Origin of the sequence: Micromonospora sp. SD12, from assembly GCF_052068495.1 — a bacterium.
GTDB lineage: Bacteria > Actinomycetota > Actinomycetes > Mycobacteriales > Micromonosporaceae > Micromonospora > Micromonospora echinofusca.
The window spans coordinates 590,251-615,286 of the sequence record NZ_JBQHDF010000002.1 but is presented as its reverse complement, the minus strand read 5'-3'; the positions used below and the strand labels follow the sequence as shown (position 1 = coordinate 615,286).

Sequence of the window (25,036 nt, the reverse complement as noted above, 5' to 3'; positions counted from 1 at the left end):
GTGGCCCGCCACGCCGCCGACCCGAACAGCCGCACCGACGCCGCCGACCCGACCCGACCCACCGGTCCCGGAACTGCCCGCCGCGCCAGTCCCGCCGGGTTCCGCGCGGCGCACCCGGTCGGCCTGGCGGCGCTGCTGGTGGCCCTGCTGGCGGGCCTGGTCGTGTCGATCGGCGTGGCCGTCACCATCGGGCCGGCCGACATCCCCGTGTCGACCGTCTGGTCGGTCGTGGCCGACCGCCTGGGGCTTCCGCACGCCGAGGTGCCCCTGCTGCGCGAGCACATCGTCTGGCGGCTGCGCCTGCCCCGGGTGCTCGGGGCCGCGGCGGTGGGGGGCGGACTGGCGGCCGTCGGCGCGGTCATGCAGACCGTCACCCGCAACCCGCTGGCCGACCCGTACCTGCTCGGGGTCTCCTCCGGGGCGTCGCTCGGCGCGGTCGCGGTGCTCGTCCTGGGCTTCGGCGGCGGGGCCGTAGCGCTCACCGGGGGCGCCTTCGCCGGGGCGCTGGCCGCGTTCGCGGTGGTGGCCGCGGTGGCCGGCCGCCGGGCCGCGCTGGCCCCCACCCGGGTGGTGCTGGCCGGCGTGGCCGTCGCGCAGCTCTGCGGGGCGGCGACCTCGTTCGTCATCATCTGGGTCGCCGACCCGCACGCCACCCAGAGCATCACCTTCTGGCTCTCCGGCTCGCTGGCCCGCGTCGACTGGGCCGCCCTGGCCTGGGCCGCGCCGGTCCTGGTCGCCGTGCTCGCCCTGATGGCGGCGTACGCGCGCACGCTCAACGCGTTCGCCTTCGGCGAGGACGCCGCGGCGACCCTCGGCGTCCCCGTCGCCCGGGTGCGGTGGCTGCTGCTGGTCGCGACCGCGCTGCTCACCGCGGCGCTGGTCGCCGTCAGCGGCGCGGTGGGCTTCGTCGGGCTGATCCTGCCGCACGCCGCCCGGTTCCTGACCGGGGCGGACCACCGGCGCCTGCTGCCCGTCGCCGTCCTCGCCGGGGCGATCTTCCTGGTCTGGGTGGACACCGCCGCGCGGACCCTGTTCGCGCCCCGGGAACTGCCGGTCGGCGTGCTGACGGCGCTGCTCGGGGTGCCCGCCTTCGTGGTGTTGCTGCACCGCCGGAAGGTGCGTGGCTGATGCTCGCCGTCACCGGCGTGTCCTGGTCCGCCGCGGCCCGGCGGATCCTCGACGACGTCACCTGCGTGGTGCCGGCGGGCAGTCTCGTCGGGCTGCTCGGCCCCAACGGCTGCGGCAAGACCACCCTGCTGCGCATCGTCGCCCGGCTCGCCGCGCCGGACGCCGGGCTGGTCACGGTCGCCGGCGACGACGTCGCCACCCTGCCCCGGGTCACGCTGGCCCGCCGTGCCGCGCTGCTCGCCCAGCACGCCGACACGGACCTGGACCTCACCGTCGGCGAGGTGGTGCTGCTCGGTCGTACGCCCCACCGTGGCTCGCGCTGGTCCGACAGCGCCGCCGACCGCGCCGCCGCGGCGGACGCGCTGGCCCGGGTGGACCTGGCCGGGTACGCCGACCGCCGCTGGCACACCCTCTCCGGCGGGGAGCGGCAGCGGGTGCAGTTGGCCCGTGCCCTGGCCCAGCAACCGCTGCTGCTGTTGCTCGACGAGCCCACCAACCACCTCGACATCGGCCACCAGTTGCACCTGCTGCACCTGGTCCGCCGCTCGGGGGTCACCACGCTGGCGGCACTGCACGACCTGAACCTGGCCGCCATGTTCTGCGACGCGGTGGTCGTCCTGGCCGCCGGGCGGGTCGTCGCCGCCGGTACGCCCGCCGAGGTCCTCACCCCCGGGCTGCTCGCCGACGTCTACGGGGTACGGGCCGACGTCGCGGCGCACCCGGCCACCGGACGGCCCGCCATCACCTTCCACCCGCCCGCGCCCTGACCGGCGCCCGGCTGAGGCGCCCTCAGTCGGGCCCCCGCGCGCCAGCCCGACCGTCGCCGGGGGCGGCGGAACCAGCGGGACCGGCGGGACCGGCGGAACCGGCAGGGGTGGCGGAACCGGCGGAACCGGCAGGGGTGGCGGAACCACCAGGGGCGGCGGAATCGGCTCGGCCGGCGGCGGCGAGGAAGGCGTTGTAGCGGGCCAGGTCGTCCGGCTCGCCGCTGGCGTCGGCCCGGTCGGCGGCCCGGTCCAGGCGGTCCTGTTCCCGCCGGTCGGCGCGGACCCACTGGCGGACCAGCACCACCAGCACGACCGCGGCGGGGATCTCCCCGAACGCCCAGGCGATGCCCGCGCCCAGCCGCTGGTCCTCCATGAGCGACGACGCCCAGTCGGGGTGGACGGCGACGTACCAGTCCGGGGCGATGAGGGTGGTGGTCTGCATCAGTACGAGGCCGAAGAAGCCGTGCGCCATCATCGACGCGAGGTGGATGATCACCAGGAGCGGGTGGGCGAGCCTCGGCCGGCCCGGATCGACCCCGATGAGCACCCAGAACAGCAGGTACCCGGCGAGCACGAAATGCGTGAGCATGGCCAGGTGCCCGAGGTGGGAGCGCATCAGCGTGCCGAGCAGGTCGCTGAGGTAGAGGCCGAAGAGGCTGCCCGCGTAGATGCCCAGCGCGACCAGGGGATGGGTGAGCAGCTTCGCGGGCCGGCTGTGCAGCGCCAGCAGCAGCCACTCCCGGGCGCCGCGGACCTGCGGGTCGGTGGGGCGACGCAGGGCGCGCAGCGCGAGGGTGACCGGGGCGCCGCCGACGAGCAGGATCGGCACCAGCATCGACAGCACCATGTGCTGCACCATGTGGGCGCTGAACAGCACGTACGCGTAGCGGGCCACGCCCAGGTTGGTGACGGCGGCCAGCAGCAGCACCCCGGCCAGCCAACTCGCCGTACGGGCGGGCGGCCAGCGGTGCCCGGCCCGGTGCAGCCGCCACACCCCGGCCAGGTAGCCGCCGACGCCGAGCACGGCGAGGGTCAGGAAGAACAGGTCCGGCAGCGGCTGACCCAGCAGGCGCTCCGGGGTCGGTGCGGCGGGCATCGGGAAGCCCAGCAGCTCGGTGATCGGGTCGGCGTCGAGGGGGTCCTGCGTCACCGGGGTGGGGCTGCGGGACAGCGCCACGGCCAGTCCGACGGTGGCGGCGAACACGACCACCTCGCCGGCGGCCAGCCGGGCGAACGCGCCCCGCCGACCCGCGTGCAGGGCCGGCAGGGTCCGCGACCGGTGCCACGCGCCGAGGGCGCCCAGGACCGCCAGGGCGGCGAGCTTGCCGAGGACCAGCCAGCCGTACCGGGACTGCCAGAGCTGGTCCACGTCGCCGAGGCGTACGGCGGCGTTGGCCGACCCGCTCACCGCGACGGCCACGAAGCAGCCCAGGGCGAGGCGGCCGTACCGGTCGGCGGCGTCGGCGAGCTGCCGGCTGCGCCGCACCATCAGCAGCGCCACCAGCCCGCCGACCCAGAGGGCGGCGGCGAGCACGTGCAGGGCGAGGCTGGAGACCGCGATCTGGTGGTTGCCCGCCCCGGCGGCGTGCCCGGTGAACGCGGGCGGCAGCACCCCGACCAGCGCGATCAACGCCGCCCCGGCGGCGAGCCCGCGCGAGACGCCCGCCCGGGCCAGCACCGCCACCGCCAGCGCCAGCCCCGCCTGGAGCAGCAGCGCCTGCCCCTGCGAGATCGAGGTGGCGAAGCTGACCACGGTGGCGACGCCGAGGCGGTCCACGGGGACGCCGAGCAGGTCCGAGACCGTCAGCACGATCAGCGCCGCCGAGGCCACCGCCCAGCCCGCGGCCGCCGCGCCCGCGCGGCGCAGCAGCAGCCAGCCGTACGCCGAGACGCTCCGCCCGTCGCCCGGCAGCAGGAAGGCCGCCGTCACCAGCATCCCGACCGTCAGGGTGGCGAGGGCGTCGGCGAGCAGCCGGACCACGGGCAGCGCCCACGCCGTGACGGGCCCCGGATCCGGCAGTCCGGGGATCGCGACCGCGAGCGCGTCGCCGGCCCGCAGCCCGAGCAGGAGTACGGCCACCGCCGCCGCCACGGCCGCGACGGGCACGAGGATCCCGCCACGGCCCCGGACGCGGGTGCCAGGCGGGCGGGCGAGCGCCCCGGCGTCGCCCGCTACGGTTTCGGTGCCCCGGACCCGGGCGGGCCGGGCGGGGCGGGAGGTGGTGTCTGGCACGTCGGTGTCCCTTTGGTGTGCGGAAGGAGGCGGCGTCCGGCGTCACGCGGCGCTGCCCCGGAGCGTCGGGGGCGGGGGAGTGCCGCCGGGTCAGCGGGTCCGGCGGCGCCGCAGCAGCAGCGCGACCCCGCCGAGGACGGCGACCAGGCCACCGGCGGCCACCAGCGCGACGACGCCCGTACCGGAACCGCCGGAGCCGGTCGCGGCAGCGGCGGATTCGGTGGCAGGTGGCGCGGCGGACGGTGTGGCGGTCGCGCCGGTCGGGCCGCCGGAGGTGTCGCCGCCACCGGCGACGGTGAAGGTGTACGACCCCTGCACGGGATGTCCGTCGGCGGAGACGATCCGGTAGGCGACGGTGTAGGTGCCCTCGCCCAGCGTCTCGTCCACCGTCACCGTGCCCTTCGTCCCGTCGACGGCCGGCGCCCCGGTGGGGATCTTCCGCCGGGCGGCGTCGGACAGCGCGATGGTGGTGAAGGTGGGGTCGAGCCGCTGCGCGAACTCCAGCGTGACCCGCGTCGGCGGCGTCGTCAGGCGGTCGCCGTCGGCGGGGCTGGCTGCCCGCAGCGTGTTGTGCGCGGCGGCCGGGGCGGCCGGTACGAGCAGCAGCGCGGCGGCGACCAGCGCGGCGGTGACGAGGGCCGCGAGGGTCGGGCGGCGGGGCCGGGTGTACATGTCTGGTGCTTCTCCTCGTGGGTGGTCAGCCGAGCAGTTGTTGGCCGATCCAGCCGCCCTCGGGGCAGCCGGGCGGTACGGCGAAGACGGCGGAGCCGATCGGGGTGGTCCACTCGTTGAGCAGGTCCCGCTCGGCGAGACGCCGCTGGATGGGAAGGAACTGGCGGGCGACGTCGGCCTGGTACGAGGCGAAGATCAGGCCGCTGTCGGCGTGCCCCTCGGCGGTGGGTACCCCGTCGTAGTTGTAGGGGCGGCGCAGGATCTTCAGCCGGTCGTCGCCGACGTGGGCGCGGGTGAGGTGGGAGAAGTCGGGGATGACGGTCAGGCCGTCGGGGCCGGTGGCGGCGAAGTCGGGCACGTCGTGCTCGGCGGCGCCGGTGAGCGGGGCGCCGGTGTCGAGGCGGCGGCCGACGGCCAGTTCCCGGTCGGTGCGGCCGAGCAGGTCCCAGGTCTCCAGGTTCATGCTGATCCGGCGGACGACCAGGGTGGTGCCGTCGCGCAGCCACGCCGGCCCGTCGGGCACCCACACGGCGGTCTCCAGCGGGCCGCCCGGCCTCGGGTTGGCGGTGCCGTCGAGCTGACCGAACAGGTTGCGCTGGGTACGCCCGCCCGGTTCGACACCGGCGCCGCGCCGGAAGCCCTGCTGCACCCACCGCACGGTCGCGAAGGGCCGGCTGTCCTTGACCAGGACCCGCTGGGCGTGGGCGACGGTGAGCGGGTCGTCGGCGCAGATCTGGAGCAGCAGGTCGCCGCCGGACCAGCGGGGCTGGAGCCGGTCGACGCGGAACGACGGCAGGGCGGCCACGGACGCCGGCCGGCGCTCGTCGAGCCCGGCGGCGGCGTACAGGCCGGGACCGAAGCCGAACGTGACGGTCAGCCGGGCGGGCAGCAAACCGAGTTCGGGCTCGGTGTCGGCGAGGGCGGGGCGGCCCCGGGTGAGGCGGGCGGCGTCGTCGGTGAGCAGGCGCAGCATCCGCCCCAGCGCCGAGCGGTCGGTGCCCGGCCGCAGGGTGAACGCGACGAACGCCGCGTACGCCTGCGGCTCGGTGGCGACGCCGGCCTGCCGGGGACCGTGGAACGGCTCGACCGCGTCGCCGATCCGGGCCGCCGCGACCGGCTCCGCCGTCCGTACCCCCGGCCCGCCGGAACGGGCGGCGGTGAGCGCGGCGGCGACGGCGAGGGACCCGCCGGCGGCCAGGGCCCCGCCGGTGAGCAGGCCGCGTCTGCTCACCGGCCGCGCGGTCGACGGACCCGTCACGACGCCGGGCCCGCGCTCGCCCCCGGGGCGCCGTGACCGGGGGCGTAGCTCTCCTGCGCGCCGGTGAACGGCTTGGCCACCGCCGTGAACGTCTGGGTGCGGCCGTCGGCGAACGTCAGCGTGAAGCTCACCTGGTCGCCGGCGCGCACCGGCTGCCGCAGGTCCATCAGCATCAGGTGGTCGCCGCCGGGCTCCAGCGCGTGCGAGCTCCTCGCCCTGACCACGATGCCGCCCTGCTTGGCCCGCATCACCATCCGCCCGTCCCGCATGGCCATCTCGTGCAGCTCCATCGGCGACACGTCGGTGCTGGCGCCCGTGACGGTCACGTCGGTGTCGCCGTCGTTGACCAGCGTGCCGAACGCGGCGGTCATCCCCGCGTCGGCGGCCTTGACCCACGGGTCCCGGACGCCGAGCACCCCCGCCGGGGCGCTCGCCGACGCCCCGCCGTCGAGCGACACCGACGGGCTCGGCGCGGCGGACGGGGAGCCGTCCGACGACCCGCAGCCGGCCGCCCCGCCGGCCAGCAGGGCGGCGGTGGCGAGGAGCGCGGTCGCGCGGCGGCGCGGGCCAATGGACAGGGTCGGGCGCATCGGGCAGGTCCCTTCGCTTGGTCGTACGACGTCCGGTTGGTCGGCCGGCGGGGCGGGGAAGTTCCGACCCGGACGGGTGCTCCCGTTCCGCGGACCGGTTCAGGCGGCGCGGCGATCGGAGACGCGCGCGGAGCCGGGATGCGGCGACGGGAGCAGCCGCAGCCCCGGCGACTCCGTGAGTTCGTCGGCGGGCAGGCTCCAGCGGGGTTCGTCCGGACGGCCGCGCCGGACCGGGCCGTCGGGGCGCAGCCCAGGGCGGGACAGGGCCACGACGATGAGGTAGCCCGCGAGCACGAAGCCGTGGCTGACCAGCCGGGTGGTGTCCACCCACCCGGCCAGCAGGTCGTTGACCGACAGCAACGCCAGTACGCCGACGAAGGCGCTCAGCATCGGCACCAGCCCCGTCGGCGGGGTGCGCCGGGCCGCGACGAACAGGAAGCCGGCGCCCACGGCGACGTTCCACGCCGCCGACTCGTGCCACAGGTGCCCCGACATCAACCCGCCGGCCGTCGCGTGCGCGTGCGCGTGCGCCGTGCCGCGCCCGATCTGCGCCAGGCCCAGCACGAGCTGCAGCGCCCCGACCAGACCCAGGACCGCCCGCAGGGTGAACACGAACCGCACCCGCCGCCGGCGCGGGGGCGGCGGGGGCAGCGCGGCGAGGATGGCGTCGGTGAGGTCGTCACCGGCGACGGCGACCGAGAGCCGCGCCCGGCGGCTCACCGCCGTGGCCTGGTCGTACCAGCGCCGGCAACCGTCGCAGCCGGCCAGGTGGTCCGCCACCGCCGTCCGCTCGGCGGCGGTCTCCTCCCCGTCCAACTGCGCCGACAGCACCTCACGCCACTGCTCACACCCCATGTACCGGTAGTCGGCCCGCGGGCGCGGTTGGTTCCCGCGCAGTTTCGTGGACCATGCTCTTCCCGCAGGTCAGCGCGGGGAACGCGGCTCAGCCGGTGGCGTCGCCGCCACGGCGCGCGTCCGGCTCGGACCAGCTGCGCACGGCGGCGACCAGATCCTCGCGGGCCCGGGCCACCCGGGAGCGGATGGTGCCCACCGGGCAGCCGCACACCTCCGCCGCCTCGGCGTACGACAGGCCGAGCACCTGGGTCGCGACGAACGCCTCCCGCCGGTCCCTGGGCAGCGCCGCGACGAGGCGTTCGAGCACGACCTGCCGGTCGAAGCCGCTGTGCGCCGGGTCGGGGGCGTCGTAGCCGTCCGGCATCGGCACCGTGCGCGGCCGGGAGGTCAGGGTGCGGACGTGGTCCGCCGCGACCCGGCGGGCGATGGCGAGCAGCCACGTCCGCGTCGAGGAGCGTCCGGCGTACGACGGCAACGACCGCACCGCCCGCAGGAAGGTCTCCTGGGTCAGGTCGTCGGCCTCGCGGGGCGAGACCAGCGCGGCGAGGAAGCGCCGGACCTGCTGCTGCGTCGCCTGGACGAGGCAGGTGGCGGCGCTGCGGTCACCCCGGCCGGCGGCCAGCGCCCACGCGGTCAGTTCCGCGTCGTCAGCCATCCGGCACCTCCGTGTCGGGCCGCCGGAGGGGATGCCCGACGACAACCACGACAGGTCGTAGTAGTGACTGCCCGGCAGCGTACCGCAAGCGGCCCCCGGCGGGCCCGTTCCGGCCACCGCGCGCCCCGGGTGCCCCTGGGCCCGGGGCCGGAGGCTGTCTAGCATGGACGGCCCCGCCCGACCGTCGAAGCAGGCAGCCCATGACCGGTACGGTTTTCGAGAACGCCCGGATCCACACGCTCGACCCCGCCCGTCCGCACGCCGAGGCGATGCTGGTACGCGGTGAGCGCATCGTCGCCGTCGGGGACCTCGACGAGTGCCGCGACCGCGCCGGCGCCGGCGCACGCCGGGTCGACCTCGCCGGCATGACCGTGCTGCCCGGGCTGATCGACAGCCACCTGCACTCGGCGCTCTACGTGCGCGGCCTGGAGCAGGTCGACCTGCGCGGCACGACCAGCCTCGACGAGGCGCTGACGCGCATCGCCCGGCACGCCGCCACCCTGGCGCCCGACGCCTGGCTGCTCGGCGGGCGCTGGGACAGCCACAAGTGGGACCGGCCGGTGCAGCCGACCCGGGCCGACCTCGACCGCGTCTGCCCGGACCGGCCCGCCGTGCTGCCCAGCATCGACGGGCACACCACCTGGGTCAACACCGCCGCCCTCCGGCGGCTCGGCATCGACGCCGACACCCCCGATCCCATCGGCGGGCAGATCGTCCGCGACGACCGCGGCGAGCCGACCGGCATCCTGCGGGAGGCGGCCGGGGACGCGGCGTACGACGTCATGCGCACCTCGCTCGCCGGTGACCTGGTGGCGCAGCTGCGTACCCACCTGCCCCGGCTGCTCGCCGCCGGCCTCACGAGCATCCACGACCTCGACGGGCAGGACTGCCGGGCCGCCTACGAGACCCTGTACGCCCGGGGCGAGCTGCCGCTGCGGGTGCACAAGACGATCCCGTCGACCGCCCTGGACGAGGTGATCGACCGGGGCTGGGCCACCGGCGACGGGGACCGGTGGCTGAGCACCGGCCCGGTCAAGATCTTCACCGACGGGGCGCTCGGCTCGCACACCTGCCTGATGACCGAGCCGTACGAGGGTGAGCCGCACAACCACGGCATCGCGGTCACCCCGGCCGAGGAGTTCGAGCGGCTGGTGGCGAAGGCGGCCGGCGCGGGCATCGCCGTCGCGGCGCACGCCATCGGCGACGCTGCGAACGAGATGGTGCTGCGGGCGTACGCCAACTGGCAGGAGTCGGCGGGCGCCAACCCGGGCGTCGCCGGGGCGGTACGGCGGCTGCGGCACCGGATCGAACACACCCAGCACCTGCGCCCGGCGGACGTGTCGCTGCTCGCCCGGCTGGGCGTGATCGCCTCGATGCAACCCACCCACTGCACCAGCGACATCCCCCTGACCAGCCGGATGCTCGCCGGCCGGGACCTCGCCTCGTACGCCTGGCGCAGCCTGCTGGACGCCGGCGCGACGGTGGCGTTCGGCTCGGACGCCCCGGTGGAGGACCCGGATCCGTTCTTCGGCATCCACGCCGCGGTGACCCGGCAGCAGCCCGACGGCACCCCGCCCGGCGGCGTGGACCCGCACGAGCGGGTGGATCTCGACACGGCGCTGCGCTGCTTCACCGAGGCGGGCGCGTACGCCTCCTACGAGGAGCACCTGAAGGGGCGGCTCACCCCGGGGATGCTCGCGGACTTCATCGCGCTGCCCACCGACCCGTACCAGGTGGAGCCGGCGGAGCTGCGCGACCTGACGGTGGCGCTCACCGTGGTCGGCGGCGTGGTGCGCTGGCAGCGCTGATTGGCGGCACCGCCGTAACCGGCCGGGGCGGCCAACCGTCGCCCGCTGCCGGCGTCGCCGCCCGGCGGCCTGGGCCGGCGGCCATGGTCAGGCAGTCAGTCGGGCCGCTCGGGCGGCAGGTCGAGCACCCGCGCCGGGCCGGTGCGGCGACCGCCGCCGGGGCGGCCGGTCAGCGCGGCCACCCGGGGACGGGCGGAGACGCCGAGCAGCCCGGGGAGGAGCACCCAGCCCAGCGGCGTACTCACCCCGGCGACGCCCATCACGACGGCGTTGCCCGTCGCCCCGGCGATGGCCGTCCGGGTCGACACCAGCGCCTGACTCCGCATCGCCCCACATCCATCCGTCGTCTTCGATCGACCGCACCGTGCGATGTGCCGTCCGCCCTGCTCACCAGGCCGCCAAGGGTATCCGCAGGGTGGGTGATCGCCTCCCGATCATGATAGGCAGGAGGTGCGTGGGCGACAGGGGGCGCGGCCATGCGGTCCGCGCGGGCCGTGGGCGTGGGCCCGGGACCGCCACGACTTCTTCGCCGGGAGTCGACGACCCGCCGTCGTGCCCTCCGCGCGGCGCCCCCAGGCGGCCGGGCCGGTATCGGCAGTAGGCAGTAACGCCCCTTACCGGTTAGGGTTGGCTAACCGGTTGTCGAGTCCTGGGAGGATATGTGCTGGTTCTGGTGGCGGTCCACGCACTCGCAGCCGTGATCGCCCCGGGACTGATACGTATCTGGGGGCGACGAGCCCTCTACCTGGTGGCCCTGGCCCCCGCAGCGACCCTGGTCTGGGCGCTCACCCGGACCGCGACGGTCCGCTCCGGCACCCCGGTCGTCGAGACGGTCACCTGGGTTCCCCAGCTCGGCCTGGAGGTCGCCCTGCGGATGGGCACCCTGGCGTGGCTGATGGTGGTGCTCGTCGGCGGCGTCGGGGCGCTGGTGCTCGCCTACAGCGCCCGTTACTTCCGCTCCGACGACCCCGGCCTGGGCCGCTTCGCGGCGGTCTTCGTCGCCTTCGCCGGCGCGATGCTCGGCCTGGTGGTCTCCGACGACCTGCTGCTGCTGTACGTGTTCTGGGAACTGACGACCGTCCTGTCCTACCTGCTGATCGGCAGCGACCCGACCAAGCGGGCCAGCCGGCGCGCCGCCATGCAGGCGCTGCTGGTGACCACCCTGGGCGGCCTGGCGATGCTCGCCGGGTTCGTCATGCTCGGCCAGCACGCCGGCACGTACCGCTGGTCCGAGATCGCCACCGACCTGCCCGGCGGCGGCTACCTGGCCGTGGCCCTGGTGCTGATCCTGCTCGGCGCGCTGAGCAAGTCGGCGATCTTCCCCTTCAGCTTCTGGCTGCCCGGCGCGATGGCCGCGCCCACCCCGGTCAGCGCGTACCTGCACGCGGCGGCGATGGTCAAGGCCGGCGTGTTCCTCGTCGCGCTGATGGGGCCGGCCGTGGCGGGGGTCTCGCCCTGGCGGCCGGTGTTGCTCGCCGGCGGCCTGATCACCATGTTCCTCGGCGGCTGGGCGGCGCTGCGGCAGGCCGACCTCAAGCTGCTGCTGGCCTACGGCACGGTCAGCCAGCTCGGCCTGCTGATGGTGATCCTCGGCGCGGGCACCCGCGACACCGCGCTGGCCGGCGTGGCGATGGTGCTGGCCCACGCGCTGTTCAAGTCCACCCTGTTCCTCGTCGTGGGGATCGTCGACCACGTCGCCGGCACCCGCGACCTGCGCGAACTCAGCGGCCTGGGGCGGCGGGCGCCGGCCCTCGCGGTGGTCGCCGGCCTCGCGGCGGCCTCCATGGCGGGCCTCCCGCCGCTGGCCGGGTTCGTCGCGAAGGAGGCGGCAGTCGAGGCGTTCCTGCACGGCGGCACCGCCGACCTGGTGGTGCTCGCCGGCGTGGTGCTCGGCTCGGCGCTGACCGTGGCGTACACCCTGCGCTTCGTGTGGGGCGCGTTCGCCACCAAAGGCGACGTGCCCGTCACCCGGGCGCGGCCCGTCCGGTGGCCCTTCCTCGCGCCCGCCGTCGTGCTCGCCGCCGCCGGCCTGGCGGTGGGGCTCCTCGCGCCCGCCGTCGACAAGGTCCTCGCCCCGTACGCGGACCAGTACCCGAGCGCCGAGCCCGGCTACCACCTCGCGCTGTGGCACGGGCCGACCCTGGCGCTGGGCCTGTCGGCGCTGGCGGTCGCCGGCGGCGTGGGGCTGTTCGCCCTGCGGCACCGGGGGCGGCTGGGTGCGGCGGTCCAGCTTCCCTTCGACGGGGCGGCGGTCTACCACCGGCTCATCGGCGGCGTGGACCGGCTGGCGGTGGAGCTGACCGGCGCCACCCAGCGCGGCTCCCTGCCGTTCTACCTCGGCGTCATCCTGCTGGTGATGATCACCTTGCCGGGTGGGGCGCTGCTGGCCGGGATGCCCTGGCCGCAGCGGTTCGAGCTGTGGGACACCCCGTTGCAGGCCGTCGCCGCCGCGGTGGTGATCGTGGCCGCCGTGGCCGCCGCCCGCGCCCGGCGCCGACTTACCGCGATGATCCTCGTCGGCGTCGCCGGCTACGGCACCGCGCTGATGTTCATCCTGCACGGCGCGCCGGACCTGGCCCTGACCCAGTTCCTGGTGGAGACCGTCACGATCGTCATGTTCGTGCTGGTCCTGCGCCACCTCCCCGCCAAGTTCTCCGAGCGGCCCATCCGGTCCAGCCGGCGCGGTCGCATCGCGCTCGGCGTCGCCGTGGGCGTGGTCACCGCCGGCATGGCGTACGTGGCGGCGGGAGCGCGGATCGCCACCCCGATCTCCGTCGGCTTCCCCGACGAGGCGGTCTCCTATGGCGGCGGCAAGAACATCGTCAACGTGACCCTGGTGGACATCCGGGCGTGGGACACCATGGGCGAGATCGCCGTGCTCGTGGTGGCCGCCACCGGCGTGGCCAGCCTCATCTTCCGCCACTCCCGCGACCTCGACCTGCGCAGGGGCATCCCCGGCGTCGGCCGCACCGAGTCGTCGCGGCCCCGCTGGCTGACCACCGGCGCCACCACCCGTCAGCAGTCGGTCATCCTCCAGGTCGTCACCCGGCTGCTGTTCCACGCCATCGTGCTCTTCTCGATATACCTGCTCTTCTCCGGGCACAACGCCCCCGGCGGCGGCTTCGCCGCCGGACTGGTCGCCGGGCTCGCGCTGGCCGTGCGCTACCTGGCGGGCGGGCGTACGGAACTCAACGGGGCCGCCCCGGTGGACGCCGGCGCGGTGCTCGGCGCCGGGCTGTTCGTCGCGGTCGGCACGGGCGTCGCCGCGATGCTGCTGGGCGGGGAGTTCCTCCAGAGCGCCCTGCTGGACCTGCACGTGCCGGTCCTCGGCCACGTCCACTTCGTCACGTCGGTCTTCTTCGACGTCGGCGTCTACCTCATCGTGGTCGGCCTGGTCCTGGACATCCTGCGCAGCCTGGGCGCGGAGATGGACCGCCAGCAGGAGACCGACCAACGCGAGACCGAACAGACCGACGACCGGGCGAAGGAGCTGGTGTGAGTCCGAACCTGACCTACGTCCTCGTGGTCGGCGTCCTCTTCGCCGCCGGGGTGACGCTGCTGCTGGAACGCAGCCTCACCCGGGTGCTGATGGGCGTCATCCTGCTCGGCAACGGCGCCAACCTCCTGCTGCTCACCGGCGGCAAGGCCGGCGGGCCGCCGATCGTCGGCACCACCGCCGAGGAGGACATGAGCGACCCACTGCCGCAGGCCATGGTGCTGACCGCGATCGTCATCACCCTCGGCATGACCGCCTTCCTGCTCGCCCTGGCGTACCGGAGCTGGCACCTCAACGGTCACGACGAGGTGCAGGACGACGTCGAGGACCGCCGCATCATGGAGCTGGCTGACCGGGACGAGGGGCCGGGCACCGCCGACACCGACGGCGCGGACGGCGACTCCGACGGCGACCCGGCCCTGGCCACCGTGCCCGCCGCCGACGCCACGGTCAGCCCGGCCGGGGACGCGGGGAGGGGCCGATGACCTGGCTCGTACCCCTGCCGGTGGTGATGCCGCTGCTCGGCGCGGCCCTGACGCTGCTGCTCGTCGGCCGGCCCCGCGCCCAGCGCTGGGTCAGCCTCACCGTGCTCACCGCCACCGTCGCCGTGGCGGCGACGCTGCTGGTCCGTTCCTCCGTCGACGGGCCGCTGGTCGTCGAGGTCGGTGGCTGGGTCGCGCCGCTGGGCATCGTCCTGGTCGCCGACCAGCTCGCCGCGCTGATGCTCGTCGTCTCCGCCGCCGTCACCCTCTGCGTGCTGGTCTACTCGATCGGGCAGGGCACGGCCGACGGCAACGAGGAGACCCCGCTGTCGGTCTACCACCCGACCTACCTCGTGCTGACCGCCGGCGTGTGCAACGCGTTCCTCTCCGGCGACCTGTTCAACCTCTACGTCGGCTTCGAGATCCTGCTGGTGGCCAGCTACGTGCTGCTGACCCTGGGCAGCACGGAGACCCGGATCCGGGCCGGCACCACGTACGTCGTGGTCAGCCTGCTGTCGTCGCTGATCTTCCTGGTCGCGATCGGCCTGGTCTACGCCGCGACCGGCACGCTCAACCTGGCCCAGCTCGTCGACCGGCTGGACGCGCTGCCGGACGACCTGCGGCTGGTGTTGCAGGGGATGCTGCTGCTCGCCTTCGGCATCAAGGCGGCCGTGTTCCCGCTGTCGGCCTGGTTGCCGGACAGCTACCCGACCGCCCCGGCCCCGGTCACGGCGGTCTTCGCCGGCCTGCTCACCAAGGTCGGCGTGTACGCGATCATCCGCACCGAGACGCTGCTGTTCCCCGGCGGCCGCACCGCCGACCTGCTGCTGGTGGTGGCGGCGCTGACGATGGTGGTGGGCATCCTCGGCGCGGTCGCCCAGTCCGACGTCAAACGGCTGCTGTCGTTCACCCTCATCAGCCACATCGGCTACATGCTCTTCGGCGTCGGCCTGAGCACCTCCCTCGGGCTGTCCGCGGCGATCTTCTACGTGGTGCACCACATCACCATCCAGACCACGCTGTTCCTCGCCGCCGGCCTGGTCGAACGGCGGGGCGGGAGCACCGCCCTGGACCGGCTCGGCGGGCTGGCCCGGCTGTCACCGCTGCTGGCCGTGTTGTTCTTCGTGCCCGCGCTCAACCTCGCCGGCATCCCGCCGTTCTCCGGCTTCCTCGGCAAACTCGGCCTCGTGCAGGCCGGCGTGGACGACGGCGGCGCGCTGGCGTGGACGCTCGTCGCCGGCGGGCTGCTCACCAGCCTGCTGACCCTCTACGCCATCGCCCGCGTGTGGAACCTCGCCTTCTGGCGGGCCCCGCACCCGGACATGCCGGACGCCGGCGACGCCGTCCGGGCCGCCCGTACCGACGGCGCCGAGCAGCCGCGCCGGGCACCCGGGCCCGAGGCGTCGGGCGTCGTGCTGCCCCGGCTGATGATCGGGTCGACCGCCGCCCTGGTGGTGCTGGGCCTGGCGCTTACCGCGGTGGCCGGGCCGCTGTTCGACATCAGCACCGACGCCGCCGACGACCTGCTGCGCAGGACCCCGTACGTCGAGGCCGTGTTCCCGGACGGTGCCCCGTGACCAGTGACCGGACGACTCCGACCACTCCGACCACCCCCACCCCACCGGCGAACCCGCCGCTGACCCGCAAGGCCCGCCGGCGCAACCGGATCGTCGCCGTGACGGGGCTGACCAGCGTCTGGGTGCTGCTGTGGGGCACCCTCTCCTGGGCCAACGTGATCAGCGGGCTGGTGCTCTCCGTCGTGCTGCTGGCGGTGTTCCCGCTGCCGCCGGTGACCTTCGCCGGGCGGATCCGCCCCCTTCCGCTCGCGCGGTTCTGGGTGCGTTTCCTGCGGGACCTCGTGGTCGCCTCCGCCCAGATCGCCTGGCTCGCGGTGCGGTTCGGGCAGCCCCCGCTCAGCGCGATCATCGCCGTGCCGCTGCGGGTCAACACCGACCTCAACCTCACGCTGACCGCCGAGGCGCTGTCGCTGGTGCCGGGCAGCCTCATCATCGAGGCCGACCGGGCGACCGGCACCCTCTACGTGCACGTCATCGGCGTACGCAGCCGCGAGGAGGTGGAGCGGTTCCGGCAGGGCGTACTGGACCTCGAAGGACGGATCGTCGCCGCCATCGGCTCGCCCGAGGAGCTGAGCCGCGTCACGCAACCCCACCCCGCCGGCCCGCCGGAGCCGGCCCACCTGGAAGGGGCACCCAGATGACCGTCGTCGCCGTGACCGTCGCCGCGCTGCTCGCCGTGGCCGTCGGCCTGACCCTCGTCCGCATCATCCGCGGACCGTCCATCCTCGACCGCGCCGTCGCCACCGACGTCCTGCTCGCCGTCGTCGTCGCCGCCATCGCCACCGAGGCCGCCTACAGCCGCGACGCCACCGCGCTGCCCGTACTGGTCGTGCTCGCCATCCTCGGGTTCGTCGGCTCGGTCAGCGTCGCCCGCTTCGCCGCCCGGAGGAACGACAAGTGACGCTCGACGCCGTCCTCGACGTCACCGCCTCGGTCTGCCTGATCGCCGGCGCGCTGCTCTGCGTCGCCGCCGGGGCGGCGCTGCTGCGCTTCCCCGACCTGCTGGCCCGGATGCACGCGGCGGCCAAGCCGCAGGTGCTCGGCCTGCTGCTCGTCCTGCTCGGCTGCGCGCTGCGGCTGCGTACCGGCGTGGACATCACCACCCTCGTCCTCGTCGGCGCCTTTCAGCTCGCCACCGCGCCCGTCGCGGCGCACATGGTGGGCCGGGCCGGCTACCCGCACGACGAGATCCGCCGCGACCTGCTGATCACCGACGAGCTCGCGCCCCACCTCGACCGGATCAGCTCCGGCCGGTCCTGACCGGCGGCGGCGTTCCTCCGCCGGGTCCGCCCGTCGTGGGCGGAGGCGTCGTCCCGCCATGTCCAGCATCGTGGGAAGCCATCGACATATTTACATGTCTGCTCCTCCTCGTGTATGAAGACGGGAAGCACGTCCAGTGCTGGTCTCTCGGAGGGAGCGACGATGAAACTTGCCCTACGCCGCCTGCGAACGGCGGCGGTCGCACTCGGCGCCTGCACGCTCGGGCTGAGCGTCATGTCGGTACCCGCCGCGGAGGCGTACGCGGTTCAGCCCGTCGCGCCGCAGTCCCAGCGGGCGCCCGAGTCGGAGCAGTTCCAGGCGGAGGGCGTCACCACGGTCGGTGAGCTCCGTACCGTCGACGGCGCGCTCTCCTCCGCCAGCGACGGGCGAACCCAGGTCATCCGGCACCCCGGCGCGTCGTACGTCAAGGTGCACTTCAGCGCGCTGCGGCTCGCCCACGGCGACTACGTCACGGTGTCGAGCCCCGACGGCCGCGAGAGCTACCGGTACGACCGGTACCTGAACCGGGCGACCGGCTCGGACTACACGACGGACGGGCAGCCGGGCTTCTGGGCGATGTCGGTCGACGGCGACACGGCGGTGGTGACGCTGCACAGCAGCCGCGCCTCCCGCGGCAACGTCGCGACCATCGACCGGTTCTGGCGCGGCTACGACCGCACCGAGATCGCGCAGCACAACTTCTCCACGCAGTCGGTGTGCAGCACCGACGCCCGCCGCGACGTGGTCTGCTACCAGAACAGCCACCCCACGGAGTACGCCCGCGGCAGGGCCGTGGCGCGGCTGCTGATCAGCGGCGGCGGCATGTGCACCACCTGGCGGGTCGGCAACACCAACCGCATGCTGACCAACAAGCACTGCTTCTCCACGCAGTCCGCCGTCAGCGGCAGCGAGATGCAGTTCAACTACCAGTGCGCCACCTGCGGCGGCAACAACCCCGGCGCCGGCACCAAGGTGAGCGGGGCGACGCTCTACAAGGTGAGCAGCGGCGGGTCCAGCGAGCTGGACTACACCCTGTACTCGGTGAACAACTTCACCAGCATCCAGAGCTTCGGCACGCTGTACCTGGCGACGACCGCCACCACCACCGGCACCCGGATGTACATCCCGGGCCACGGCGACGGCAGCCCGAAGCGTCTCTCGATCTTCGAGGACACCCAGAACGGCGCGACGTGCACCGTCAAGAACGCGAACTACAACAGCTGGAACATCAGCTACAGCTGCGACACCTCCGGCGGCAACTCGGGCTCGCCCGTGCTGAACTCCAGCCACCGGGTCATCGCCCTGCACCACCTCGGCGGCTGCCCGTCGAACCAGGGCGCAAAGGCCCACCTGATCTACAACCAGATCGCCAGCCTCATCGACAACAACGGCTGACGATCCGCTGACAAGACAGGCCGCCGGGGCGCTCGTCGCGCCCCGGCGGCCCATCGTCGTCCCGCGCCGCTGCGCCAGCCGGGTCGTCACGCCGGCCGTACCGCACGGCGGCCGCGCCGCCTTGCCCGTATCCTTGCGGCCTCACCGTTGGCGAACCACCACTCGTTCGACGTGATGCACGGGTGAGGGGAAGGCACACATGACGGCGGTACCACGGCACCGGGCCATCGCTGCGGATCCGGCGGTTGCCGGGCAAGCGGCTCAGGAGGATGTGCGAGCCCTGTTCGGGCAGTCCATCGCTGTCTTCGCGGCGCTCGCCGGGCCGGCGCACCTGGTGGAGACGGCGAACCCGGCGTTCTTCGCCGCGATCGGTCAAGAACGGGCGCGTACCGGGGTCGCGATCGCCGAGCTGATGCCCGAACTCGCCGGTCAGGGGTTCATCGCTCTCCTGGACGAGGTCTACCGCACGGGCGAGCCCTACACCGGCCGGGACGCCCGGGTCGTGCTTGGCGTCGGTCCGCACGCGCGAGAGGCGTTCTTCGACTTCACCTACGAGCCGCGCCGGGACGCCGACGGCACCGTGACCGGGATACGCGTGATCGGCGTGGAGACCACGCAGGTCATGCACGCCCAGCGGCTGATGGCCGAACACCGTGCCCTGCTGGAGCAGATCGCCCGCCAGGCGCCCCTGACCGAGGTGCTCGACGGAATGGCCCGCTGCATCGAGAACCTCGCGCCCCGGGAGGTGCTCGTCTCCGTCCTGCTCGCCGATCCTGACGGCCGACACCTACGCCACGGCGCCGCGCCCAGCCTGCCCGACTTCTACAACCAGGCCATCGACGGGATCGCCACCGGCGAAGGCGTCGGGTCCTGCGGCACCGCCGCCCACCGGCGGGAACCGGTCATCGTCACCGACATCGCCACCGACCCGTTCTGGGTGGAGTTCCGCAGCCTGGCCGAGCGGGCAGGGCTGGCTGCCTGCTGGTCCACGCCGATCCTGGCCCGCGACGGCAGCCTGCTGGGCACCTTCGCCATGTACCACCGCACCGCGCGCGTCCCGCAGGACACCGACCTCGCCCTCACCCGGGTCTTCGCCGGCACCGCCGCCCTGGCCATCGAACGCCACCACATCGAAGAGGCGAAGACGGCCGCCGAGGCGCGCGCCAAGGCCGCCCATGACGAGCTGACCAAAGCGGTACGCGCGGAGCGGGAACTTCGCGCCGAGGCCGAGCAGCGCGCCGCCGCTGCCGCGGAACTCGCCGCCCGGATGCGTGCCGCCGCTGCCGCCCAGGTCACCACGCCGCACCCCGAACGCTGCCAGCTCGGCGGCGCGCAGGGGTGCGCGGAGGTGGCCGAGATCAAGATTGCTGATTCGTGGGGCGACTCGGCGTGGGGCTGTCCCGCCCACGTCGAGGAGGCGATCCTCCACGTACGGTCGGTATTCATCGCCAGTGAGGAGCTCGGCGGCCTGGCCGCCTACCTCAACCGCTAGGCAGTGCCCCGCAGTGCGTGTGGTCACTTCGTCGATGGCGGTGCCCCCGCGCGCCGACAACTGGTCCCGCAGCCCGTGCGGTTCACCGCAGCCGGTCGCTGGGCTGGGAGAAGAGGGGGCCGGGTGACGTGGGTGAACGTGGGCCACTCCCTGCCACCCCAGGCGAACCTCAGGTCGCTAGACTAGGCGCTCGCGCCCTCGTAGCTCAGGGGATAGAGCAACGGTTTCCTAAACCGTGTGTCGCAGGTTCGAATCCTGCCGGGGGCACCTCGAAGATCAGGCAGTAAGTCACCTGAGCAGCGTCCCGCCTCGTTCCGCACGCCGTCCGGCTGCGGTCCGCCGCGCCCGCCCGACCGGCCTGCTGGCGGCCTCCGGCCGGACGGGCCGGCTTCGATCCGCCTGGGTGATCCGACCGCGGCTTCTGCGATCATCTGTTGGTGGAGGTCTGGTTCCACGGCACCGAGCTGTACGAGGTGAGCTCGTACTACAGCCTGCCCGACGACGCCTGGCAGTACGAGCTGACCGGCATGTCGGAGGCAGACGGGCATGTCGCGGTCGTCATCCCTGACGCGACTCCGGATGACGGCCCGTTCACGCCGCAGCCGGCACATCGTGTGCTGGTGCAGGTCGGGGGCGGGCAGATTCCGTGGCCGATCTTTCGACGCTTCATCGATCTGGTCGAGTCGTCCGGTGACCTCGTTGGAGCTGGCGAAGACCAGCCGCACAACGGCGGCCGAGGCGATCGTGGGATCGGCTGAGCGACGGTGAACTTGGAAGGATCAACTCCTGTGCACGCCGTCGGACGTCACGCACCCGCCCGCGATCGACATGATCACCGACCGGTTACCGCCCGGCCGAATCGCTCGGCGACGTCCAGGATCAGGAGGTTCGACGGAGCGCGGAAGTCGTCGAAACGGCCGTCGATCGAATGGTCGAGCAGCGGCTTGTGCCGTGCGGGCGGTACGCCCGTCAGGCCGAGAAACCAGCCGAGCACCTGCCGGCAGTGCCATTTCCAGTGGCCGTCGGCGCAGGTCCGGTCGACCACCACGGTAACGAGGTGCAGCACCGCACGTTCCCAGGCGTCGGGGTCGGCCGGGTCGGCGGCGAGTGGCGGCAGGAACCGGTCGAAGCGTTCGGACAGTTCCTCCAGCCACCCCCGCCACTCCACCAGAGACTCGGTGACCACGCCGAGCGTCTGCTCCGGGCTACCCATGCTGTGGGTCGGGCAGCACCAGGCATGGACGGGGCCGCCGCTGAAGTCCGCCTCGCCGACGCCCCACCGCCAGCCCGACGCCCAGCGTCCGTAGTGACCGACGATCGCGAAGCTCATCTGATCGGCCCACCGGGTGCCCTGCTGCTGTCCCCAGTCGTACACCTCCGGTCTGCCGGAGCGGCCAGGTGGCCGGGTGGGGACCGTTGCGGCGGCCGGCAGCGACCGGATGATGGCCGGGGCGGCGTCCGGGTCGAACGGATTCCGGGCCGGATCCACCTCTGGCCAGGTCAGGTGATCGGGCATGATCATCGGGTCGTAGCTGCGGAGATAGAGTCCGGCGTCCGGTGTTTCGGACAACAAGCGTCCTCCGGTGGGTCGGCGATCCGACCGCCCACCCTAGTGAAGTGGGCCGTACTGCATCAACGCCTGCACCGTCGGTCGCAGCCCGGTCCGTGGATGGCCCGGACCGCCACGGACCATCCACGGAACGATTGCCGACGAGTGGCCTTGGAACTGGCCTCAGCGGCCTTGGCGTCGGCCGGTGGTCACCGGCGTGCGGCGAGGTGTCCGCTGAACCGGAGCTGGTGCTGCGCGAGTTCGGCCTCGATCCTCGGCGGCGCACCGGCCTCGTCCTGTTCGGTGAGTTCGCAGTGCACGAACGTGGGGGTCGCGCACGTGCTCAGCTCGCTGTGCAGCAACTCCTTGAACTTGCTCAGGTCGTCGACGTGCCAGACGCCGGTGTATCCGGCGGCTTCGGCGAGTGCGGTGAAGTTGATGCGTCGCGACGGGACGCTCTGGCCTCCGGTGGACTCGTACCGGCCGTCGTCGAGGACGAGGTGGAAGAGCGGAAGGTGGGCGAGCGCGCCGGCGGTGATGAGGCAGCCGGGGTTCATGGTCAGTGCGCCGTCACCGTCGACGACGACCACGAGCTTGCCCGTCGACATGGCGATGCCGGTTCCGATGGAGGCCGCCAGGCCCATGCTGCCGGTCATGTAGAAGTGGTTCGGCCGGTCGGCCACGTTCCTGGCGATGCGGCAGGAGTACCCGGTGGTGAAGATGATCGGGTCGGCGGACGTCGCCTCGATGAGCGCGCGGATGGCGGCCGTCTTGTTCATGCCCGCCACCCGAACAGGGACGGGGGAACGAGCAGCGCCGCCGGTTGGCGGCGCTCGACGACGAGGGTGCTGGCCCAGTCGGTGCGTGCCGACAGGTTCTCCTCGTCGAGCTGGGCGGTCGGTATCCCCGCCTCGCGGAGCATTGGTTCGGTCAGACGACCCATGACGATGTTCTCCGTGGTGAAGTCCGGGGGGACGCCGCGCAGGCTGACGATGAGGAGCATCGGGATCCGGTACGGCACGACGAGTGACGCGATGGCGTTCACCGACTGGCCGAGGCCGGAGTTCTGCATCAGGACGACGGGGCTCCTCCCCGCCATCGCGGCCCCGGCGGCGACACCGACCGCGTTGTCCTCGCGCGAGACGGTGCACAGGTTCGCGGCGGCCTCGAGCCGGCTGTAGAGAGGCGCCAGGATGCCGCAGGGGGTGCCGAAGAACGGTGCGAACTTCCGCTCCAGCAGTGCGTCGGACAGGGCCGATGCGCAGTCGAGAACCGCCATGAGCCCCTCCTAGCTGAGGTAGTCCTCGGCGCCGCCGGTACGGACGGTGTCGAGGGTGAAGCAGTGGAAGCCGCCGCCGAACAGCCGGCGGTGCCGGTGCCGTGCCGGTACCACCGTGAACCGGTGGTCCTCCAGCGTGCGGATCAGCGTCTTGCAGGCGTCGTTGACCAGCACGGTGTTCTCGTCGATCGACAGCAGGTTGAGGTCGATGTACGGGCTGGCGGGGATCGGATCGTCGTTGTCGTACTGCGGGTAGTCGCCGACGTCCGGAACCGGCGAGACGATCGTGTCCCACCTGCGCAGCCGTTCCGGCAGGAAGTCGAGCACCCGCTCGGACCTGATGAGCAGGGTGCCCGGCCGCAGCGGGATCACCACGCTGTCGATGTGGCTCTGGGTCAGCTTGTGCATGCGGTGGACGCGGAAGCGCCCCGCCAGGTGCCGTTCCAGCCAGTCGCACGCCAGCGCGTGGTTGGCGTTGGAGATGTTGACGATCAGGTCGCGCCCGAGCCGCAGGCAGTTCGCGCCGTCGATCATGATCTCCGGGCCGACGTCGTACGGCGACGGCTGCGGGTGCACCGGCACCTCGATGTTGGGCGCCGCGTTCGCGACGTTCTCCGGGTCGAACGAGGCGTCGGTCATCATCGGCCGGGGCATCGTCGTCCAGCGCGCGCCCTGCGCGAAGTACCGCATGAAGATCGGCTTGAGGAACTGCGTCTCGAAGTACCTCGCCCGCAGGGTCGGCGGCGTCTCGATGATCTCGTCGCCGAGGATCAGCGTGTTGTCCCGTACGTTCAGCGGGGGAGTGACCGGCGCCGACCAGGCGGGGGTCGCCACGTCCTTCGGCTGCGGGTCGAGCGGCATCGGCCGCAGGACCCGCACCCCCAGGGATTCGAGGATGGTCGAGATGCCCTCGACGTCCTCGATGAGTTCGCCGAGGAAGCGCTTCTTCGTCGCGAGCCGGTGCGGTTCGTTGCGGCTGGCGCGGGACGCGGCGTCGTACCAGTCCGTGATGCTCGGGTAGTACCCCTTGGCGCCGGTGAGGTTGTCGCTGACGAACATGTCGAACGACAGGTCGTGGATGCGTTCGAGGTAGTTCGCCGCGGAGCCGAGGACGACCTCCTTGAGCGGTGAGAAGTCGTCGTAGCTGTTCAGGCGCATCGAGAGGTTCCCTTCCTCGTGGAGCGGCGGGGGGCGGTCACAGCGCGGTGGCTTCGAGCACCACGTTCCTGAGCGAGTCGTCGTCGGTGCCGACCTCGTGCATGTCGCGGAGGGTCACCTCGTCGAAGTCGCCGACGGAGTAGCAGCCGGAACCGTGCACGACGATGTCGTCCTCCGGCACCAGGTCCCGGTCGATGGCGTTCAGGATCCCGGTCACGGCCATGACCAGCGACCACTCGCGCAGGGCGGTCGGGTTCGCGGCGATCGGCACACCGGCCGCGCCCAGCAGGGAGCGCACCTGGCCGAACCGCTCGAGGCACTCGGCGAGCGAGACGACCACTCCGCCGCCGCCCTGGTTGTGGATCAGCGAGTTCATCCGGGGTGAGGTCACCGGGGTCCTGGTGTAGAAGGTCGGGTCCAGCGTCTCCCGCGGGTCGAAGGTGACCGCCGGGAAGTGCGGGCTCTCCCGCTGGACGTAGTGGCCGGACTCCGCCTCGTAGGAGTAGGCGGGCAGGTGTGCGGTGTCGAATTCGCCGTCGTGGTGGAGGCTGATCACCATGTCCGGCGCGCCGAGGTGCTGCACGAGGAAGTACCGCGAGGGCAGGCCGGGCCCGCCGAACCGTTCCCGGCCGTACGCGTGCCCGAGCAGGCCGTACGCGCTGGACACGGCGTGCACGTGCAGCCGCGGCTCATCCGTGGCCGGCGGGAAGAACTCGGCCTCGGCCAGCGCCCGCACCACGTCGGCGGCCAGGTAGTTCTCCAACTGGAGGGTGTACCAGAGGTTGGTCTTGGCGCTCTTCTCCAGCGCCTCCCCGTGCTTGTCGATCATGTTCCGCGCGATCGTCTTCACGGTTCCCGCCACCTCGCCGCGGTACACCGCGATGGGATTGCGGGCGCGTAGGTGCGGGTCGGTGAGCAGTTCCGACGCGCGGATCTTGTGCACGGAGCCGGCCGGCACGACGACCGCGACGTTGAGCTGGTCGGGCGTGACCAACCCGGCGGTGATCGCCCGCAGCACCGCGTCGCGCATGGCGACGGCCTTGTTGGCGGAGGACGGCGTGACGATCGTGACGCGCTCGCCGGTGCTCTGGATGTGCCGGACCGCGCGGGCGACGATGACCAGCGAGGCGAACGTCTTGGTCGTCATCGTCCCGGGATTGCGGGTCAGGTCCAGCAGCGAGAGGTCCTTGCCGCGGTACTGCCCCATCCGGGTGTGCCTCAGTTCGGAGGCCGAAAGGTACTCACGCACCGCGGGCGTCAGTTCGGGCAGGTCGACACCGGGCGTGAACTCGCTCGACCCTGAATTGCCCAGCAGCGTTCGCAGTGCCTCTTGAACCTGCGGGTAATAGTGTGCGAGGGCGTTCTCGAGAAGCATGTGGACA

At 73.3% G+C, this 25,036-nt stretch carries 24 protein-coding genes and 1 tRNA gene; 13 read left to right on the top strand and 12 right to left on the bottom strand.

Annotated features, from left to right (window positions below; translation table 11 throughout):
• Together ACTMS2_RS06630 and ACTMS2_RS06625 are read left to right on the top strand one after the other, a co-directional pair.
• On the top strand, positions 1 to 1,128 hold the full coding sequence (locus ACTMS2_RS06630; RefSeq protein WP_441174577.1) for a FecCD family ABC transporter permease: 1,128 nt from the start codon (positions 1 to 3) through the stop codon (positions 1,126 to 1,128).
• Positions 1,128 to 1,895 (top strand): ABC transporter ATP-binding protein, encoded by a 768-nt coding sequence (locus tag ACTMS2_RS06625; protein ID WP_441174576.1) that lies wholly within the window; start codon positions 1,128 to 1,130, stop codon positions 1,893 to 1,895. Before ACTMS2_RS06630 ends, ACTMS2_RS06625 begins: the two co-directional genes overlap by 1 nt.
• 22 nt (positions 1,896 to 1,917) lie before the next feature.
• Here ACTMS2_RS06625 and ACTMS2_RS06620 read toward each other — a convergent pair whose 3' ends face one another.
• The 6 genes from ACTMS2_RS06620 to ACTMS2_RS06595 form a co-directional block, all read right to left on the bottom strand.
• Complete coding sequence (locus tag ACTMS2_RS06620) at positions 1,918 to 4,128, bottom strand: cytochrome c oxidase assembly protein (RefSeq protein WP_441174575.1); 2,211 nt, start codon at positions 4,126 to 4,128, stop codon at positions 1,918 to 1,920.
• Positions 4,129 to 4,218: 90 nt separating this feature from the next.
• Complete coding sequence (locus ACTMS2_RS06615) at positions 4,219 to 4,800, bottom strand: copper resistance CopC family protein (RefSeq protein ID WP_441174574.1); 582 nt, start codon at positions 4,798 to 4,800, stop codon at positions 4,219 to 4,221.
• Between the two features lie 25 nt (positions 4,801 to 4,825).
• Positions 4,826 to 6,031 (bottom strand): Dyp-type peroxidase, encoded by a 1,206-nt coding sequence (locus ACTMS2_RS06610; RefSeq protein ID WP_441174573.1) that lies wholly within the window; start codon positions 6,029 to 6,031, stop codon positions 4,826 to 4,828.
• Between the two features lie 23 nt (positions 6,032 to 6,054).
• Entirely contained in the window at positions 6,055 to 6,648 is a 594-nt protein-coding gene (locus ACTMS2_RS06605; protein WP_441174572.1) for a copper chaperone PCu(A)C, read from the bottom strand.
• Positions 6,649 to 6,747: 99 nt separating this feature from the next.
• The gene (locus tag ACTMS2_RS06600) at positions 6,748 to 7,503 is read right to left on the bottom strand and encodes a zf-HC2 domain-containing protein (protein ID WP_441174571.1); all 756 of its coding nucleotides are present in this window, start codon (positions 7,501 to 7,503) and stop codon (positions 6,748 to 6,750) included.
• Between the two features lie 88 nt (positions 7,504 to 7,591).
• Entirely contained in the window at positions 7,592 to 8,158 is a 567-nt protein-coding gene (locus ACTMS2_RS06595) for a sigma-70 family RNA polymerase sigma factor (protein WP_441174569.1), read from the bottom strand.
• Between the two features lie 200 nt (positions 8,159 to 8,358).
• On the opposite strand from ACTMS2_RS06595, the gene ACTMS2_RS06590 reads away from it, so the two are divergent.
• Positions 8,359 to 9,966 (top strand): amidohydrolase, encoded by a 1,608-nt coding sequence (locus ACTMS2_RS06590; protein ID WP_441174568.1) that lies wholly within the window; start codon positions 8,359 to 8,361, stop codon positions 9,964 to 9,966.
• A 95-nt stretch (positions 9,967 to 10,061) separates the two neighbouring features.
• On the opposite strand, the gene ACTMS2_RS06585 is transcribed toward ACTMS2_RS06590, so the two are convergent.
• The gene (locus ACTMS2_RS06585) at positions 10,062 to 10,292 is read right to left on the bottom strand and encodes a hypothetical protein (protein WP_441174567.1); all 231 of its coding nucleotides are present in this window, start codon (positions 10,290 to 10,292) and stop codon (positions 10,062 to 10,064) included.
• 335 nt (positions 10,293 to 10,627) lie between these two features.
• Between ACTMS2_RS06585 and ACTMS2_RS06580 the strand changes: the two genes are divergently transcribed.
• The 10 genes from ACTMS2_RS06580 to ACTMS2_RS06535 all read left to right on the top strand — a co-directional run bounded on the left by ACTMS2_RS06580 (position 10,628) and on the right by ACTMS2_RS06535 (position 20,426).
• A complete protein-coding gene (locus ACTMS2_RS06580) occupies positions 10,628 to 13,465 on the top strand; it encodes a Na+/H+ antiporter subunit A (RefSeq protein WP_441174566.1) in 2,838 nt (945 codons plus the stop codon).
• Complete coding sequence (locus ACTMS2_RS06575; protein ID WP_441174565.1) at positions 13,462 to 13,947, top strand: Na(+)/H(+) antiporter subunit C; 486 nt, start codon at positions 13,462 to 13,464, stop codon at positions 13,945 to 13,947. The genes ACTMS2_RS06580 and ACTMS2_RS06575 overlap by 4 nt, the downstream gene beginning before the upstream one ends.
• Positions 13,944 to 15,521 carry a Na+/H+ antiporter subunit D gene (locus tag ACTMS2_RS06570; protein ID WP_101413937.1) on the top strand — a complete coding sequence of 526 codons (1,578 nt, stop codon included), beginning with the start codon at positions 13,944 to 13,946 and terminating at the stop codon, positions 15,519 to 15,521. Before ACTMS2_RS06575 ends, ACTMS2_RS06570 begins: the two co-directional genes overlap by 4 nt.
• Positions 15,518 to 16,162, top strand: a complete 645-nt coding sequence (locus tag ACTMS2_RS06565) for a Na+/H+ antiporter subunit E (protein WP_441174564.1) — start codon at positions 15,518 to 15,520, stop codon at positions 16,160 to 16,162. The genes ACTMS2_RS06570 and ACTMS2_RS06565 overlap by 4 nt, the downstream gene beginning before the upstream one ends.
• Positions 16,159 to 16,422: a monovalent cation/H+ antiporter complex subunit F gene (locus ACTMS2_RS06560; protein ID WP_089002241.1), complete on the top strand. Its 264-nt coding sequence runs from the start codon at positions 16,159 to 16,161 to the stop codon at positions 16,420 to 16,422. Before ACTMS2_RS06565 ends, ACTMS2_RS06560 begins: the two co-directional genes overlap by 4 nt.
• Positions 16,419 to 16,781, top strand: a complete 363-nt coding sequence (gene mnhG / locus ACTMS2_RS06555; RefSeq protein WP_441174563.1) for a monovalent cation/H(+) antiporter subunit G — start codon at positions 16,419 to 16,421, stop codon at positions 16,779 to 16,781. The genes ACTMS2_RS06560 and mnhG overlap by 4 nt, the downstream gene beginning before the upstream one ends.
• A 162-nt stretch (positions 16,782 to 16,943) precedes the next feature.
• On the top strand, positions 16,944 to 18,176 hold the full coding sequence (locus tag ACTMS2_RS06550) for a trypsin-like serine peptidase (protein WP_441174562.1): 1,233 nt from the start codon (positions 16,944 to 16,946) through the stop codon (positions 18,174 to 18,176).
• Positions 18,177 to 18,447: 271 nt separating this feature from the next.
• Positions 18,448 to 19,668, top strand: coding sequence for a GAF domain-containing protein (locus ACTMS2_RS06545; RefSeq protein WP_441174561.1), 1,221 nt, complete (start codon positions 18,448 to 18,450; stop codon positions 19,666 to 19,668).
• 194 nt (positions 19,669 to 19,862) lie between these two features.
• Positions 19,863 to 19,935, top strand: a tRNA-Arg gene (locus tag ACTMS2_RS06540).
• A 170-nt stretch (positions 19,936 to 20,105) separates the two neighbouring features.
• Positions 20,106 to 20,426: a hypothetical protein gene (locus ACTMS2_RS06535; protein ID WP_441174560.1), complete on the top strand. Its 321-nt coding sequence runs from the start codon at positions 20,106 to 20,108 to the stop codon at positions 20,424 to 20,426.
• Between the two features lie 74 nt (positions 20,427 to 20,500).
• On the opposite strand, the gene ACTMS2_RS06530 is transcribed toward ACTMS2_RS06535, so the two are convergent.
• The 5 genes from ACTMS2_RS06530 to ACTMS2_RS06510 all read right to left on the bottom strand — a co-directional run bounded on the left by ACTMS2_RS06530 (position 20,501) and on the right by ACTMS2_RS06510 (position 25,029).
• Positions 20,501 to 21,238, bottom strand: coding sequence for a hypothetical protein (locus tag ACTMS2_RS06530; RefSeq protein ID WP_441174558.1), 738 nt, complete (start codon positions 21,236 to 21,238; stop codon positions 20,501 to 20,503).
• Between the two features lie 188 nt (positions 21,239 to 21,426).
• Complete coding sequence (locus ACTMS2_RS06525; RefSeq protein WP_441174557.1) at positions 21,427 to 21,996, bottom strand: thiamine pyrophosphate-dependent enzyme; 570 nt, start codon at positions 21,994 to 21,996, stop codon at positions 21,427 to 21,429.
• A complete protein-coding gene (locus ACTMS2_RS06520; protein WP_441174556.1) occupies positions 21,993 to 22,496 on the bottom strand; it encodes a thiamine pyrophosphate-binding protein in 504 nt (167 codons plus the stop codon). Before ACTMS2_RS06520 ends, ACTMS2_RS06525 begins: the two co-directional genes overlap by 4 nt.
• A gap of 9 nt (positions 22,497 to 22,505) precedes the next feature.
• Complete coding sequence (locus tag ACTMS2_RS06515; protein WP_441174555.1) at positions 22,506 to 23,654, bottom strand: glycine amidinotransferase; 1,149 nt, start codon at positions 23,652 to 23,654, stop codon at positions 22,506 to 22,508.
• Between the two features lie 37 nt (positions 23,655 to 23,691).
• Positions 23,692 to 25,029 (bottom strand): DUF6002 family protein, encoded by a 1,338-nt coding sequence (locus tag ACTMS2_RS06510; RefSeq protein WP_441174554.1) that lies wholly within the window; start codon positions 25,027 to 25,029, stop codon positions 23,692 to 23,694.
• Between the last annotated feature and the right edge of the window lie 7 nt (positions 25,030 to 25,036).

What these genes read in the sequence shown, in the direction of transcription:
- ACTMS2_RS06625 (WP_441174576.1), top strand. Translation starts at nt 1,128, where the DNA reads ATGCTCGCCGTCACCGGCGTGTCCTGGTCCGCCGCGGCCCGGCGGATC.
- ACTMS2_RS06615 (WP_441174574.1), bottom strand. Translation starts at nt 4,800, where the DNA reads ATGTACACCCGGCCCCGCCGCCCGACCCTCGCGGCCCTCGTCACCGCC.
- ACTMS2_RS06605 (WP_441174572.1), bottom strand. Translation starts at nt 6,648, where the DNA reads ATGCGCCCGACCCTGTCCATTGGCCCGCGCCGCCGCGCGACCGCGCTC.
- ACTMS2_RS06600 (WP_441174571.1), bottom strand. Translation starts at nt 7,503, where the DNA reads ATGGGGTGTGAGCAGTGGCGTGAGGTGCTGTCGGCGCAGTTGGACGGG.
- ACTMS2_RS06595 (WP_441174569.1), bottom strand. Translation starts at nt 8,158, where the DNA reads ATGGCTGACGACGCGGAACTGACCGCGTGGGCGCTGGCCGCCGGCCGG.
- ACTMS2_RS06590 (WP_441174568.1), top strand. Translation starts at nt 8,359, where the DNA reads ATGACCGGTACGGTTTTCGAGAACGCCCGGATCCACACGCTCGACCCC.
- ACTMS2_RS06585 (WP_441174567.1), bottom strand. Translation starts at nt 10,292, where the DNA reads ATGCGGAGTCAGGCGCTGGTGTCGACCCGGACGGCCATCGCCGGGGCG.
- ACTMS2_RS06570 (WP_101413937.1), top strand. Translation starts at nt 13,944, where the DNA reads ATGACCTGGCTCGTACCCCTGCCGGTGGTGATGCCGCTGCTCGGCGCG.
- ACTMS2_RS06560 (WP_089002241.1), top strand. Translation starts at nt 16,159, where the DNA reads ATGACCGTCGTCGCCGTGACCGTCGCCGCGCTGCTCGCCGTGGCCGTC.
- ACTMS2_RS06550 (WP_441174562.1), top strand. Translation starts at nt 16,944, where the DNA reads ATGAAACTTGCCCTACGCCGCCTGCGAACGGCGGCGGTCGCACTCGGC.
- ACTMS2_RS06525 (WP_441174557.1), bottom strand. Translation starts at nt 21,996, where the DNA reads ATGAACAAGACGGCCGCCATCCGCGCGCTCATCGAGGCGACGTCCGCC.
- ACTMS2_RS06520 (WP_441174556.1), bottom strand. Translation starts at nt 22,496, where the DNA reads ATGGCGGTTCTCGACTGCGCATCGGCCCTGTCCGACGCACTGCTGGAG.
- ACTMS2_RS06515 (WP_441174555.1), bottom strand. Translation starts at nt 23,654, where the DNA reads ATGCGCCTGAACAGCTACGACGACTTCTCACCGCTCAAGGAGGTCGTC.
- ACTMS2_RS06510 (WP_441174554.1), bottom strand. Translation starts at nt 25,029, where the DNA reads ATGCTTCTCGAGAACGCCCTCGCACACTATTACCCGCAGGTTCAAGAG.